This window comes from Stenotrophomonas maltophilia (assembly GCF_004920835.1).
Lineage (GTDB): Bacteria > Pseudomonadota > Gammaproteobacteria > Xanthomonadales > Xanthomonadaceae > Stenotrophomonas > Stenotrophomonas maltophilia_AQ.
Genome location: NZ_QFHO01000003.1, coordinates 17,730 through 32,104, shown reverse-complemented (window position 1 = coordinate 32,104; position 14,375 = coordinate 17,730). Strand labels below are relative to the sequence as shown.

Sequence of the window (14,375 nt, the reverse complement as noted above, 5' to 3'; positions counted from 1 at the left end):
TTCGTTGATCGCACACGCCTCCCGCTCGTTGAGCATTATCGGTGCCGGCCTCGCCGGGTCCCTGCTGGCCATCCTGCTGTCACGCCAGGGCTGGCGCATCACCCTGTACGAACGCCGCGGCGATCCACGCGTGGCCGACTACGAGAGTGGCCGCTCGATCAACCTGGCGTTGGCCGAGCGTGGGCGCAACGCACTGCGTCAGGCGGGCGTGGAAGACGAGGTGATGGCGCGCGCGGTGATGATGCGCGGACGCATGGTGCACCCGCGCGAGGGCGAACCGCAGCTGCAGCGCTACGGCCGCGACGACACCGAAGTGATCTGGTCGATCCACCGCAGCGACCTGAACACCACGCTGCTGGAACTGGCCGAACAGGCCGGCGCCACCGTGCACTTCCATCGCCGCCTGCACACCGTCGATTTTGATGCCGGCTACGCGCGTTTCATCGATGACCGCGACGACAGCCCGCACGACATCCGCTTCGACACCCTGATCGGCGCCGACGGTGCCGGCTCGGCGCTGCGCGCGGCGATGAACCGCCGTGCGCCGCTGGGCGAGGACATTGCCTTCCTCGACCACTCCTACAAGGAGCTGGAGATTCCGCCGGCCGCCGATGGCAGCTTCCGCATCGAGCGCAACGCACTACACATCTGGCCGCGCGGCCACTACATGTGCATCGCCCTGCCCAACCACGAAGGCACCTTCACCGTCACCCTGTTCCTGCCCAACCAGGGCGACCCCAGCTTTGCCACGGTCAACACCGGCGCACAGGCCGAGGCGCTGTTCGCGCGCGAGTTCGCCGACACCCTGCCGTTGATCACGAACCTGCGCGCGGACTGGGAGCAGCACCCGCCGGGCCTGCTTGGCACGCTCACGCTGGAGCGCTGGCATCAGCAGGGCCGTGCCGTACTGATCGGCGACGCCGCACATGCGATGGTGCCGTTCCACGGCCAGGGCATGAACTGCGCGTTCGAGGACTGTGTTGCGCTGGCCCGTCACCTGATGGAGGCCGATGATCTGGAAGCTGCGTTCGCCGCGTTCGAAGCCGAACGCAAGCCGAATGCACGTGCCATCCAGCAGATGGCGCTGGAGAACTACCTGGAGATGCGCGACCGCGTGGCCGACCCTGCATTCCTGCTGCAGCGCGAACTGGAACAGGAGCTGCAGCGCCGCTGGCCGACCCGCTTCGTGCCGCACTACACCATGGTCACCTTCCTGCACACGCCCTACGCCGAGGCCCTGCACCGCACCGAACTGCAGCGCGGGATGCTGGTGGCGGCCACCGCAGGTCACGATTCACTGGACAACATCGACTGGGCGACACTGGAAGCGCAGATCCATGCGCAGCTCCCGGTCCTGGAGGGCGCGCACTGATGGCCGACAGCTTCCTGTTCTACGACCTGGAAACCTTCGGCCAGGACCCGCGGCGTACGCGCATCTCGCAGTACGCTGCAATCCGCACCGACGCCGACCTCAACGAGATCGATACCCCGGTCAGCTTCTTCGTGCGCCCGGCCGATGACCTGCTGCCCTCGCCAATGGCCACGCTGGTGACCGGCATTACTCCGCAGCAGGCACTGGCCGAAGGCATCAGCGAAGCCGAAGCCTTCGACCGCATCAATGAACAGCTGTCGCGGCCGGGCACCTGCGCACTGGGCTACAACACGCTGCGCTTCGATGATGAGTTCGTCCGCTACGGGCTGTTCCGCAACTTCCACGACCCGTACGAACGCGAGTGGCGCAACGGCAATTCGCGCTGGGACCTGCTGGACATGCTGCGGCTGATGCGCGCGATGCGCCCGGATGGCATCCAATGGCCGCTGCGCGAGGATGGCGCCACCTCGTTCAAGCTCGAGCACCTGGCCGAGGCCAACAACGTGCGCGAAGGCGATGCGCACGAAGCACTTTCAGACGTGCGCGCCACCATCGGCATGGCCCGCCTGTTCAAGCAGTCGCAGCCGCGCCTGTGGGACTACGCCCTGAAGCTGCGCGACAAGCGCTTCGTCGGCAGCCTGCTGGACGTGGCCGCGATGAAGCCGGTGCTGCACATTTCCATGCGCTACCCGGCCAGCCGCCTATGCGCGGCACCGGTGCTGCCGCTGTCGATGCATCCCACCATCAACAACCGGGTGATCGTGTTCGACCTGGAGGGTGACATCGACGACCTGCTGGAGCTCCCGGCCGAGGTGATCGCACAGCGCCTGTACATGCGCACCAGCGAGCTACCCGAGGGCGCGACGCGGGTTCCCCTGAAGGAAGTGCAACTGAACAAGGTGCCGGCGCTGATCGCCTGGAACCACCTGCGCGCCGATGACCACGCACGGCTCGGCCTGGACGTGGCCGCGATCGAGGCCAGGGCCGAACGCCTGCGTGCGTTCGCCCCCCAGCTGGCCGAGAAGGCACGACAGGTCTACAACCAGCCGCGCGTGGACAGCGTGGCCGACGTCGATGCCTCGCTGTACGACGGCTTTCTCGGGGCCGGCGACAAGCCACTGCTCGCACTGGCGCGCACCACCGTGCCGGAGCAGCTGGCAGCGCTCGAGGGCCGTTTCCGCGACCCGCGACTGCCGGAGCTGCTGTTCCGCTACCGTGCGCGCAACCATCCCGACAGCCTCGCACCGGGTGAACGCCAGCGCTGGCAGGATTACCGCCGCCAGCGCCTGCTCGGGGATGGCGGCCTGGGCGAACTCAACCTGCCCCAGTACCAGCAGCAGCTCGACGCACTGGCTGCCGAAGCGCCCGACGACGCGCGACACCAGGCCCTGCTGCAATCGCTGCGCGACTGGGGCCAGCACCTGCAGGAGACCCTGTGAGCACTTATTTCTCGGACGCCAGCTTCAAGTTCCTGCGCAGCCTGGCGCGGCACAACGACAAGGCGTGGTTCAACGATCATCGCCAGCAGTATGAAGACCACGTGCGGCAGCCGTTCCTGCGCCTGCTGGGCGACCTGCAGCCGGCCCTGACCGAGGTCAGCGAGCACTTCCGCGCCGATACCCGCGGCGTCGGCGGCTCGCTGTTCCGCATCCATCGCGATGCGCGCTTTTCCAACGACAAGTCGCCGTACAAAACCTGGCAGGGTGCACGCCTGTTCCATGAGCGCCGCCGCGAAGTGGCCGCGCCATCGTTCTATGTGCACCTGCAGCCGGGCGAGAGCTTCGTCGGTGCCGGCCTGTGGCATCCGGAGCCGGAAACCCAGCGCCGCGTGCGCCACTTCATCCTCGACAACCCCGGCAGCTGGAAGGCCGCGGCGCATGCACCGGTTCTGCGCAAGCGCTTCGACTTCGAGGAGAGCGAAAAACTGGTGCGGCCGCCGCGCGGCTTCCCGGCCGACTTCGAATTCATCGAAGACCTCAAGCACCGCAACTGGGTGATGTGGCGCTCGCTGGACGACGCCACCATGACCGGCCCGCGACTGCTGTCCACGCTGGGCAAGGATCTGGCTGCGCTCGGCCCGTTCGTCGACTATCTGTGCGCGGCGCTGGACCTGGAATTCTGATGCCGTTGGCACGGCAACGCCGCACGCTGGGCCGCACCGGCCTGGCGGTTTCGCCGGTGGGCCTGGGCTGCTCCGGCTTCTGGGGGCATCGCCGCTTCCCGGAACAGTCGGCCGCGAACGTGGTCGAGCATGCACTGGCACAGGGCGTGAACCTGTTGGATACCGGCCACAACTATTCTGGCTTCCACGCCGAGCCGCGGTTGGGCCGCATCCTGCGCCCGTTGCTGAAGCGATACCCCCGCGAGTCGCTGGTGATCTCCAGCAAGGGCGGCACGCTGACCGGCCAGGCCGGCGTCAGCGGCGCCGAGCAGCGCAATTTCTCGCCGGCAGCCATTACCGCCAGCTGCGAAGCCTCGCTGCGCAACCTCGGCCTGGATTACCTCGATATCTACCAGCTGCACGGTGCCAGCCAGCACGACATCAACGATGACCTGCTGGCCGCACTGCAACGACTTCGCGAACGCGGGCTGATCCGGCACACCGGTATCAATACGCACACGGCCTCGACCCTGCGCTGGATGATCGACCATCCCACGCTGTTCGACGTGGTGCTTCTTGACTACAACGCCCTGCAGCAGGACCGTGAACCCCTCATCGACCAGTTGCAGGCAGCAGGCATCGGCGTGCTGGCCGGTACCGTGCTGGCGCAGGGCCATCTGCTGCCCTCACGGGCCCGCCTGCCGCGCCCGGCCGACGCCTGGTATCTGGCCAGAGCCTGGCTCAAGCCCAGCAGCCGCCAACTGATGCGCAGCGCGCGCCGGATGCGCCACGCCATCGCCGCCATCCGCAGCCAGCACCCCGCCCAGACCGCGTTTGCCTACGCCCTGGGCCATCCCGGGGTGGCCAGCGGCATCCTCGGCACCACCCGCACGCAGAGCCTGGATGAAGTACTGGCAACGCGCCTGGAAGCGCTGACGGCAGCCGAACGCCAACAGTTGGTGGACGCGTTCGGGGACGGCCGCGGCTCGCCCAGTCACTGAGCCTTCACCCGTTGCTGCCGGAGTTGCGGCAGTCTGGCCGATATGAAGAAGCTCAGTGCACTCGTGGTCCTGCTGGTCCTGGCGCTGGCCGCCTGGTGGTTTGGCGGCCCGTACATGACCGTGCATGGCCTCTCCAAGGCCATCGAACAGCGCGACACCGCCCGATTGGAGCGCTACGTCGACTTCCCGCGGGTGCGCAGCAGCGTGCGCGCCCAGCTCAACGACTACCTGGTGCGCCAGGCAGGCCCGGATGTAGCAGCCAGCCCGTTCGGTGCGCTGCTCTACGGGCTGGGTGACCAGCTGGGCGGTGCAGCGGTGGACACCATGGTGACCCCGACTGGCATCGGCGCGATGCTGCAGGGCCATGTGCTGTGGAAGCGTGGCCGCAATGAACTGCAGGGGGGCGATGCATTCGGCCCGACCGAACCGGCGAGGCCGTTGAAGCATGCCGAGCACCATTTCGAAGCATTGGACCGCTTCGTCATTGACGTCGATCGAGGCCCGGGCCAGCCGCCGTTGAAGGTGGTGCTGGAACCGCAGGGCCTGCGCTGGAAGGTGGTTGACCTGCAGCTGGGGATGTCGGGCAGCCCTTGACGGGCCATGCCCCTTCGATGGCCCTGCTTTCGGTAGATGCCCACCTTGGTGGGCATGGATCCAGGACGGCGCCAACCAAGGTTGGCAACTACGGGGGGTACAGCGCTCTGGTAGATGCCCACCTTGGTGGGCGCCGATGCATGGCAGTTCCAACCAACGGTTGGCACCCACCCGGGATGGTTTCACCCCTCGTTGGCAACGCCATGCGGCACATGGCCAGCGGCCACATGCTCGCGGGCACTGTCGATGTTGTGCTGCGAATCATCGAAGAAGATGTCGGCGCCGAACGCCTGCAGGAACGGGCCCTTGTGGCGGCCACCGAGGAACAGGGCCTCGTCCAGGCGCACGCCCCACTCGCGCAGGGTGCGGATCACCCGTTCGTGCGCAGGCGCCGAACGCGCGGTCACCAGCGCGGTGCGGATCGGCGCACTATCCCCCGCCGGGAACACTTCCTGCAGCGTATGCAGGGCCGACAGGAAACCACGGAACGGCCCCCCGCTGAGCGGTTCGCGCGCACGTTCGCGCTCGTGCCGGCCGAATGCCTCCACGCCCTGCTCGCGCGAAATGCGCTCACTCTCGTCACCGAAGATCACCGCATCGCCATCGAAGGCGATGCGCAGCTGCCCGGCCGGGCGCGTGATATCGATCTGGTCGGCAGCCGCAGCAGCGGTCTCGCCCGGCGGCTTGGGCAGGATGGTGGCCGCAGCGATGCCATGGCGAAGCGCGCTGCGCACCGATTCCGGATTGGCCGACAGGAACAGGTCGGTGCCGAACGGCTTCACGTACGGCCAGGTCGGCTCTCCGGCGGTGAAGGTCGCGCGGATGATGCCCAGCCCGTAGTGCTGGATGGAATTGAAGATGCGCAGGCCGGTATCGGCCGAGTTGCGTGACAGCAGGATCACTTCCACGCGCGGGTTCTCGGGACTGGCGCCCTGGTTCAGTGCCAGCAGCTTGCGCACCACCGGGAAGGCCACGCCCGGCCCGAGGATGTCGTCCTCGTGCTGGCGCTGGTACTCGGCATAGGCGGCCACGCCATCGCTCTCGAACAGCGCATGGCTTTCTTCCAGGTCGAACAGCGCACGCGAGGTCACCGCGACGGTCAGCAAACGGGGGGAGTTGTCGCCCATCGGTGGGGTCCTTCAAGCGGTCGGCAGTGCCGGCCGCCTATTGTCGTCAAAAAACGAACTGTTCGCTCAGGATCCGGTCTTCGAGGTTGTGCTCCGGGTCGAACAGCAGGGTCACCCGGTGCTCGCGCGACTCACGGATCGTCACTTCGACCACATCGCGGGTCTCGTGCGAATCGGCAGTGACGCTCACCGGACGCTTGTAGGGATCGAGCACGCGGAAGCGCACTTCGGTGTCGGCCTTGAGGATGGCGCCGCGCCAGCGCCGCGGGCGATACGGGGCCAGCGGCGTCAGGGCGATGGTGTGCGAGCCTAACGGCAGCACCGGCCCATGTGCGGAATAGTTGTAGGCGGTGCTTCCGGCCGGGGTGGCCACCAGCACGCCATCACCGATCAGTTCACCCACCCGCTCCTGGCCATTGAGGTCGATGCCGATATGCGCCGCCTGCCGGGTCTGGCGCAGCAGCGAGACGTCGTTGTAGGCCAGCGACCCGGTGGTGGTACCCGATTCGGTCAGCGCCATCATTTCCAGCGGGCGCAGGTGGGCCGGCTCGGCACGGGCGATACGCGCATGCACGTCGTCGTCGCCGCGGTACTGGTTCATCAGGAAACCCACCGTGCCCAGCTTCATCCCGAATACCGGCCTGCCCAGGTGTCCGTGACGATGCAGGGTCTGCAGCATGAAGCCATCGCCGCCGAGCGGGCACAGCACGTCGGCCTGATCCGGGGCGTGGTCGCCGTAGCGCGAGACCATCGCGGCACGGGCCATCTGTGCAGGTTCGGTGGTACTGGCCAGGAAAGCGATGCGGGGGGTGTCGCTCATCGGTGGATCCGGGGGAAGGCTCGGTGGAGAGCATAACCGAGCGCCGCTGCGCTCGCCGGGCATGGCCCGGCGCTACCTGCTCCGCCGTACATCGGTAGCGCCGGGCCATGCCCGGCGGTCGTCCGCAAGAAAAAACGGCCCCGCTTTCGCGGGGCCGTTCCGGTTCACGCATGCCAGGCGTGGCCTGGCACTACATCACTTACGCGCCGTGGGCAGCGAGCTGACCCAGGCGCTGCACCGCGACCGAAACGGTCGGGTAGTCCAGGGTCTTCTGCTCGGCCAGTTCGGCCAGCATCGCCAGGGTGAAGCGCAGGCTGCTGTCGTCTCGACCGATCCACGCGGCCACCTTGGCTTCAGCGGTGCTGCCCTTGGTGGCCAGCACCTGGCCGGCCAGGCTGCGGTGGTGTGCGGCCAGTTCGTCGCGCAGCACGCCACGTGCCACCGCGTGCCAGCGGCCGTTGACCTCCAGCGCGTCGATCTGCTCGAACAGCCACGGCAGCTGCAGGGCGTTGCCCAGGCGGAAGTGGATCTTGGAGACATCCACCGGCTTCAGCTTGCGGGTACGGGCCAGTTCGATGATGTCGAACGCCGGTTCCAGGAAGTGCAGTTCGGCCAGCTGCTGTGCCAGCGCCGACGGCAGGCCCTTTTCCTTCCACTCGGCCACCAGGGCTTCGTATGTCGGACGCTGCGAATCCGGCAGCACACCCGAAGCAACACGGATGTCGTTGAACGGACCCTGGTAGCGGTTGACCGCCTCGGTGATGCCCGGCATCGGGCCCGGGCGCGACAGCAGCCAGCGTACGAACGAACGCTGCAGCTTCCAGATCACTTCCAGCGCGTCAATCTGCACCGACTCCGGCAGCGTGCCATCAAGAGCGTCGATCTGTGCCCACAGCGCGCGTGCGTCCAGCGTTTCGCGGCTGATGGTGTAGGCCTTGGCGACCTCGGCAATGGAGCGGCCGGTGTCTTCCTGCATGCGCATCAGGAAGGTGGCGCCCATGCGGTTGATGGTCTGGTTGGTCACGGCCGTGGCGATGATTTCGCGCTTCAGGCGGTGACGCTCCATCGCGTCGGCGTACTTCTTCTGCAGCGGCGTCGGGAAGTAGCGCTGCAGTTCCTTGGACAGGTACGGATCTTCCGGGATGTCCGAATCCAGCAGCTGCGCGAACGCCACCAGCTTGGAATAGGACAGCAGCACCGACAGTTCCGGACGGGTCAGGCCCTGGCCGCGTGCCTTGCGCTGGGACAGCTCGGCGTCGGACGGCAGGAACTCGATCTGGCGATCCAGCAGGCCCTGCTGTTCCAGGGTACGGATGAAGTGCTGCTTGGAACCCAGGCGCTTGACCGCCATCCGCTCCATCAGGCTCAGGGCCTGGTTCTGGCGGTAGTTGTCGTTGAGCACCAGCGCGGCCACTTCGTCGGTCATCGACGCCAGCAGCTTGTTGCGCTGTTCAACGGTCAGCTTCTTGGCCCGCACCACATCGTTGAGCAGGATCTTGATGTTGACTTCATGGTCGGAGGTATCCACACCGGCCGAGTTGTCGATGAAGTCGGTGTTGAGCAGCACGCCGGCCTGGGCAGCTTCGATGCGGCCCAGCTGGGTCATACCCAGGTTGCCGCCCTCGCCCACCACCTTGCAGCGCAGCTCGCCACCATTCACGCGCAGCGCGTTGTTGGCGCGGTCGCCTACATCGCTGTGCTGCTCGCTGGCGGCCTTGACGTAGGTGCCGATGCCGCCGTTCCACAGCAGGTCGACCGGCGCCTTCAGGATCGCGCTCATCAGATCGTTCGGCGACAGCGCCTTGACGCTCTCGTCCAGGCCCAGCACTTCACGCACCTGCGGGGTGATCTCGATCGACTTCAGGCTGCGCGGGTACACGCCGCCGCCCTTGCTGATCAGCTTGGCATCGTAGTCCGCCCAACTCGAACGCGGCACGGTGAACAGGCGCTCACGCTCGACGAACGTGGTGGCCGCATCCGGGTTCGGGTCCAGGAAGATGTGGCGATGGTCGAACGCGGCCAGCAGGCGGATGTGGCGCGACAGCAGCATGCCGTTGCCGAACACGTCGCCGGACATGTCGCCGACGCCGACCGCAGTGAAGTCCTGGCTCTGGCTGTCACGGCCCAGCGCACGGAAGTGGCGCTTGACCGACTCCCACGCACCGCGTGCGGTGATGCCCATGCCCTTGTGGTCGTAACCGACCGAACCGCCGGAGGCGAACGCATCGCCCATCCAGAAGCCGTGCGCGATGGCCAGGCCGTTGGCGATGTCGGAGAAGGTCGCGGTGCCCTTGTCGGCGGCCACCACCAGGTACGGATCGTCCATGTCATGGCGCACGACATCCACCGGCGGCACGATCTTGTTGTTGACGATGTTGTCGGTGATGTCCAGCAGGCCCTGGATGAACAGCTTGTAGCAGGCCACGCCGTTGGCGAAGATCGCATCGCGATCGCCGTTCACCGGCGGCATCTTGGCGAAGAAGCCGCCCTTCGCGCCGACCGGCACGATGACGGTGTTCTTGACCATCTGCGCCTTGACCAGGCCCAGCACTTCGGTACGGAAGTCTTCGCGGCGATCCGACCAGCGCAGGCCACCACGAGCCACCGCACCAAAGCGCAGGTGGGTACCTTCCACGCGCGGGCCGTACACGAAGATTTCGCGGTACGGACGCGGCTTGGGCAGGTCCGGCACCAGCGCCGAATCGAACTTGAAGCTGATGACATGGCCGTGCTGGCCGTTGGCATCGGTCTGGTAGTAGCTGGTACGCAGGGTCGCGTCGATCACGCCCATGAACGAGCGCAGGATGCGGTCCTCGTCCAGGCTGGACACGCGGTCCATCAGCTTCAGCAGCGCATCGCGCGCGGCCTGCATCTGCGCATCACGGTCACCCTTGCGGGCATCGACCACGGTCTTGAGCACCTTCAGCGTGGCCTCGTCGCCGGCTGCCAGCACATCCAGGTGTGCCTTCAGCTGGGCCTGGCCGGCGGCGATGTCGTCCTTGCTTTCGTGGCCGGTGGCTGGATCGAAGCGGGCTTCGAACAGCTCCACCAGCAGGCGTGCCAGCAGCGGGTAACGGGTGAAGGTGCCTTCCACGTAGGCCTGCGAGAACGGCACGCCGGTCTGCAGCAGGTACTTGCAGTAGCCACGCAGCATGGCGACCTGGCGCCAGTGCAGGCCGGCAGCCAGCACCAGGCGGTTGAACGCATCGTTCTCGGCATCGCCGTGCCAGACGCGGGCAAAGGTCTCGCCGAAGGCTTCATCGACGCTGGCGGCATCGATCGCACCGGCGGTCGATTCGACCTCGAAGTCCTGCACGTACACCGGCGCGTTGTCCACCGACAGACGGTACGGACGCTCGGCGATCACGCGCAGGCCCATGTTTTCCATCATCGGCAGCGCGTCCGACAGCGGGATGTCATCCAGCTGGCGATACAGCTTCAGGCGCAGGCCATCACCGGATTCACGCGGCACCGCCTGCAGGCTCAGGCGCAGGTCGTCCGGGCCGGTCAGGGCATCGAGCTGGCTGACATCATTGGCGGCAACAGCGGTGCTGTTGTCTTCGATGTAACCGGCCGGCAGCGCCTTGCCGATACGCGCAGCGATGCGCAGGCCTTCGGCTTCACCATGGCGGGTAACCAGCGCTTCGCGCAGATCGTCCTGCCAGTTGCGCAGCACCTGGGCCAGCTTCTGCTCCAGTTCGGCGGTATCGACGTCGAGCATTTCGCCCGGCTTCGGGCGCACGATCAGGTGCACCTGGGCCAGCGGCGATTCGCCCAGCACCACCGAGCTGTCCACGTACTCACCGTGCAGCGCTTCCTTGAGCATCGCTTCGATGCGTAGGCGCACGTCGGTGTTGAAACGCTCGCGCGGCAGGTAGACCAGCGCGGAGATGAAACGGCTGTACTTGTCACGGCGCAGGAACAGGCGGCTGCGCACGCGCTCCTGCAGGCCCAGCACGCCCATTGCGGTGCGGAACAGTTCGTCCTCGCTGGACTGGAACAGTTCTTCGCGCGGCAGGGTTTCCAGGATATGGCGCAGCGCCTTGCCGCTGTGGCTCGAGCCGGCCAGGCCGGACTGCGTCATCACGTGTTCGTAGCGCTGGCGCACCAGCGGAATTTCCCACGGGCGACGGTTGTAGGCGCTGGAGGTGAACAGGCCGAGGAAGCGCTGCTCGCCGATGATCTTGCCCTTGGCGTCGAATTCCAGCACGCCGATGTAGTCCATGTAACCGGCGCGGTGGACGCGCGAACGGGCATTGGTCTTGGTCAGGATCAGCGCGTCCTTCAGCCCGGACGTGGTGTTCAGGCCCTGCGCGGCCAGGGTCTTGACCGGACGTGCAGCGGACTTGTCCTTGCCGCGCATCAGGCCCAGGCCGGTGTCGTTCAGCGGTGCCAGTACTTCTTCCTTGCCCTGCTTCTCGACGCGGTACTCGCGGTAGCCGAAGAAGGTGAAGTGGTTATCGGCGGCCCAGCGCAGGAATTCCTGCGCTTCCTTGCGCGAGGCATCGTCGACCGGCAGCTGGCGGCTGCCGAGGTCGTCGGCCAGCGCCAGCGCCTTGTCCTGCATCGGCTGCCAGTCGCGTACGATCGCACGCACCTCATCCAGCGCCTTGTTGATCGCCTGCTCGATGGCGGCCATGGCTTCGGCCGGCTGGCGGTCGATCTCCAGCAGCATCACCGATTCCAGCTGGCCCTCGCCGACCTTGACCAGCTTGCCGGCCTTGTCGCGGGTGAAGCGCAGCACCGGGTGGCCCAGCACGTGGACGCCGACGCCCTGTTCTGCCAGCGACATGGTGACGGTGTCGACCAGGAACGGCATGTCGTCATTGACGATCTGCAGCACGGTGTGCGGCGATTCCCAACCGTTGACCTTGGCAGTCGGATTGAACACGCGGACGTTGGCCTTGCCGGTCTTGCGGGCACGGGCGAACTCCAGCGTTTCAGCCGCGAGCGCGGCCCACTCTTCGGCGCTGTGGTGCGGGAACTCGTCCGCCTCCATGCGCTTGTAGAAATCAGTGGCGAAGGCCACTGCTTCGGCCTGTGCGGCCGCCGGGTAGCGCTTGCGCAAAGCCGTGTACACCGGCTCCAGGGAGAAACCAGCGGTCACTGCGACCTCCGACTCTGCTGGTTTGGTCTTGTTTTTCACGGTCTTGGCTGCGGTCTTTTGCGGTTTCATGGCAGAGCGGGGCGCTTGCTCAGTTGGGAAAATGAAATTGTAGCCCTACCGCACGAAAAGGCCTTGCTGCAGGACGGAATAAGTAGATTCGGGTTTGCTGCGGTTTAGACGCCTATTCAGTTCGCTCCGGTATGGAGTGATCAAGGCGCGCAGCACTACCGACAGGATCGGCAAAGCGTGTTACGGGAAGACACACGCAGCGACGATTGTGCGATTCCACAATCCTGAACTGGACGGTATAGTCCACCGCGTGAATCCGGCCTACCTCCCCGTTGCCCTCGACGCGCGCGATGAGCGCGTGTTCGACGCCGTGCGCGAACTGCTGGCCCAACAGGGCATGCAGATGAGCATGGACGCGGTGGCCCAGCACGCCGGCTGCTCCAAGCAGACCCTGTATTCGCGCTACGGCAGCAAGCAGGAACTGCTGCGCCGGGTGATGCAGCGTCATGTCGGCCACGCCACCGGCGCCATGGTTCGTGCACTCCGCAGTGACGACCTGCGTGCCAGCCTGCTCCAGTTCGCCATCGACTTCCTGGAGCATTTCAACCAGCCGCACGTAGGACAGGCCTGTCGGCTGATCGCCGCCGACGCATCCCAGTTTCCCGAAGAGGCGCGTACGCTGTACCGGCATGGTGCCGGCGCGCTGACGCTTCATCTTGCTGAATGGATTGAAACCGTTTGCAGAAGTGGTCAGCTCCGGCATGACGACCCGCACTTCATGGCCGAACTGCTGCTGAGCATGATCGCCGGTCAGGATTTCGACAAACAGCGCTTCCATACCCCCCATCGTGATGACGCGCAGCTGCGTCGGCGCTGGGCAGAGTTCTCCGTCGACAGCTTCCTGCGCGCCTTTGCGCCACAGCCGTCGCCGGCCCCGTCTACAAACCAACCCCGGAGTTCCTCCTGATGACCGCCCCACTCCGCACCCTTGCCTTGACGTGCGCCGTTGCTGTCGCGCTGGCTGCCTGCAAGAAGCCGGAACAGCAGACGCCCCCGCCGCCGGAGGTGGGCGTGATCGACGCCAAGCCGCAGACCTTGCCGCTGCAACGTGAGCTGGTCGGCCGCCTGTCGCCGTTCCGCAGCGCCGACGTGCGTGCGCGCGTGCCGGGCGTGCTGCTCAAGCGCGTCTACCAGGAAGGCTCCCAGGTCAAGCAGGGCCAGACCCTGTTCCTGATCGACCCCGCCCCGTTGCGCGCCTCGCTCAATGCCTCCGAGGCGCAGCTGGCCTCGGCCCGCGCGACCTACGCGAACGCCAAGGTCGCCGCCGACCGCGCTCGCTCGCTGGCGCCGCAGCAGTTCGTGTCCAAGTCCGACCTGGACAACGCCGAATCGGCCGAACGCACCGCGCTGGCCGCGGTCAAGCAGGCCGAAGCCGCGGTGACCTCTTCGCGCATCAGCCTGGGCTACACCGAAGTGACCGCGCCGATCAGTGGCGTGGCCAACAAGCAGCAGGTGACCGAAGGTGCGCTGGTCGGCCAGGGCGATGTGACCCTGCTGACCACCGTCGACCAGCTCGACCCGCTGTATGTGAACTTCTCGTTGAGCGTGGATGAGCTGACCCAGCTGCGCGCACAGCAGGCCAAGGGTGCGCTGGCGCTGTCCGGCGACGGCAAGGCCACGGTCAACGTCAAGCTGGCCGACGGCAGCACTTACAGCGAACCGGGCACCCTGGACTTCTCCTCGACCACGGTCGACCCGGCCACCGGCGCGGTGTCGCTGCGTGCGCAGCTGCCGAACCCGCAGCAGATCCTGCTGCCGGGTGCCTTCGTCAGCTTCCAGGCCAACCTGGGCGAGCGCAACAACGCCTACCTGGTGCCGCAGCAGGCGCTGCTGCGCGACACCACCGGCGGCTACGTGATGGTGGTCGGCACCGACGGCAAGGTCGTACGCAAGAACGTCAAGACCGATGGCGCACAGAACGGCAGCTGGCTGGTCAGCGACGGCCTGGCCGCCGGTGACAAGGTGATCGTGGCCGGCGTGCAGAAGGTCAAGGAAGGCGCACCGGCGGTGGCCAAGCCGTGGACCCCGGGGCAGGACGCCAACGGCAAGCCCGCCGCAGGCGGCGCCGCTCCGGCGGGCGCGGCGCCGGCCGCAGCCAAGGCACCGGCCGATGCGGCCAAGCCCGAGCAGGCCGATGCGGCCAAGCCGGCCGCCACCGATTCGAACAAGCAGTAACGGGAACCT

General features: G+C 66.7%; 10 protein-coding genes. 7 read left to right on the top strand and 3 right to left on the bottom strand.

Translation table 11 applies throughout. From position 1 onward, the window contains the following. Positions 1 to 4 precede the first annotated feature (4 nt). From DI041_RS03045 to DI041_RS03025, 5 genes are read left to right on the top strand one after another with little or no spacing between them, the layout of a single operon-like run. Positions 5 to 1,372: an FAD-dependent oxidoreductase gene (locus DI041_RS03045; protein ID WP_136638269.1), complete on the top strand. Its 1,368-nt coding sequence runs from the start codon at positions 5 to 7 to the stop codon at positions 1,370 to 1,372. Further along, positions 1,372 to 2,811 carry an exodeoxyribonuclease I gene (gene sbcB, locus DI041_RS03040; protein ID WP_136638270.1) on the top strand — a complete coding sequence of 480 codons (1,440 nt, stop codon included), beginning with the start codon at positions 1,372 to 1,374 and terminating at the stop codon, positions 2,809 to 2,811. Before DI041_RS03045 ends, sbcB begins: the two co-directional genes overlap by 1 nt. Further along, a complete protein-coding gene (locus DI041_RS03035; protein ID WP_046982635.1) occupies positions 2,808 to 3,494 on the top strand; it encodes a DUF2461 domain-containing protein in 687 nt (228 codons plus the stop codon). The genes sbcB and DI041_RS03035 overlap by 4 nt, the downstream gene beginning before the upstream one ends. Beyond that, complete coding sequence (locus DI041_RS03030; RefSeq protein ID WP_046982636.1) at positions 3,494 to 4,474, top strand: aldo/keto reductase; 981 nt, start codon at positions 3,494 to 3,496, stop codon at positions 4,472 to 4,474. The genes DI041_RS03035 and DI041_RS03030 overlap by 1 nt, the downstream gene beginning before the upstream one ends. Positions 4,475 to 4,516: 42 nt before the next feature. Next, complete coding sequence (locus tag DI041_RS03025; RefSeq protein WP_046982637.1) at positions 4,517 to 5,068, top strand: DUF2939 domain-containing protein; 552 nt, start codon at positions 4,517 to 4,519, stop codon at positions 5,066 to 5,068. 182 nt (positions 5,069 to 5,250) lie between these two features. On the opposite strand, the gene DI041_RS03020 is transcribed toward DI041_RS03025, so the two are convergent. From DI041_RS03020 to DI041_RS03010, 3 genes are all read right to left on the bottom strand, one after another. Further along, positions 5,251 to 6,195: a 5'-nucleotidase gene (locus DI041_RS03020; protein ID WP_033831508.1), complete on the bottom strand. Its 945-nt coding sequence runs from the start codon at positions 6,193 to 6,195 to the stop codon at positions 5,251 to 5,253. Positions 6,196 to 6,241: 46 nt separating this feature from the next. After that, positions 6,242 to 7,015, bottom strand: coding sequence for an NAD kinase (locus DI041_RS03015; RefSeq protein ID WP_025876850.1), 774 nt, complete (start codon positions 7,013 to 7,015; stop codon positions 6,242 to 6,244). A 199-nt stretch (positions 7,016 to 7,214) separates the two neighbouring features. Further along, positions 7,215 to 12,191: an NAD-glutamate dehydrogenase gene (locus DI041_RS03010; protein ID WP_136638271.1), complete on the bottom strand. Its 4,977-nt coding sequence runs from the start codon at positions 12,189 to 12,191 to the stop codon at positions 7,215 to 7,217. A 250-nt stretch (positions 12,192 to 12,441) separates the two neighbouring features. Here DI041_RS03010 and DI041_RS03005 point away from each other — a divergent pair, with 250 nt between their 5' ends. Together DI041_RS03005 and DI041_RS03000 are read left to right on the top strand one after the other, a co-directional pair. Next, a complete protein-coding gene (locus DI041_RS03005; protein WP_046982640.1) occupies positions 12,442 to 13,098 on the top strand; it encodes a TetR/AcrR family transcriptional regulator in 657 nt (218 codons plus the stop codon). Beyond that, positions 13,098 to 14,366 (top strand): efflux RND transporter periplasmic adaptor subunit, encoded by a 1,269-nt coding sequence (locus DI041_RS03000; RefSeq protein ID WP_136638273.1) that lies wholly within the window; start codon positions 13,098 to 13,100, stop codon positions 14,364 to 14,366. Before DI041_RS03005 ends, DI041_RS03000 begins: the two co-directional genes overlap by 1 nt. The last annotated feature ends 9 nt before the right edge of the window (positions 14,367 to 14,375 follow it).

What these genes read in the sequence shown, in the direction of transcription:
- sbcB (WP_136638270.1), top strand. Translation starts at nt 1,372, where the DNA reads ATGGCCGACAGCTTCCTGTTCTACGACCTGGAAACCTTCGGCCAGGAC.
- DI041_RS03030 (WP_046982636.1), top strand. Translation starts at nt 3,494, where the DNA reads ATGCCGTTGGCACGGCAACGCCGCACGCTGGGCCGCACCGGCCTGGCG.
- DI041_RS03025 (WP_046982637.1), top strand. Translation starts at nt 4,517, where the DNA reads ATGAAGAAGCTCAGTGCACTCGTGGTCCTGCTGGTCCTGGCGCTGGCC.
- DI041_RS03020 (WP_033831508.1), bottom strand. Translation starts at nt 6,195, where the DNA reads ATGGGCGACAACTCCCCCCGTTTGCTGACCGTCGCGGTGACCTCGCGT.
- DI041_RS03015 (WP_025876850.1), bottom strand. Translation starts at nt 7,015, where the DNA reads ATGAGCGACACCCCCCGCATCGCTTTCCTGGCCAGTACCACCGAACCT.
- DI041_RS03010 (WP_136638271.1), bottom strand. Translation starts at nt 12,191, where the DNA reads ATGAAACCGCAAAAGACCGCAGCCAAGACCGTGAAAAACAAGACCAAA.
- DI041_RS03000 (WP_136638273.1), top strand. Translation starts at nt 13,098, where the DNA reads ATGACCGCCCCACTCCGCACCCTTGCCTTGACGTGCGCCGTTGCTGTC.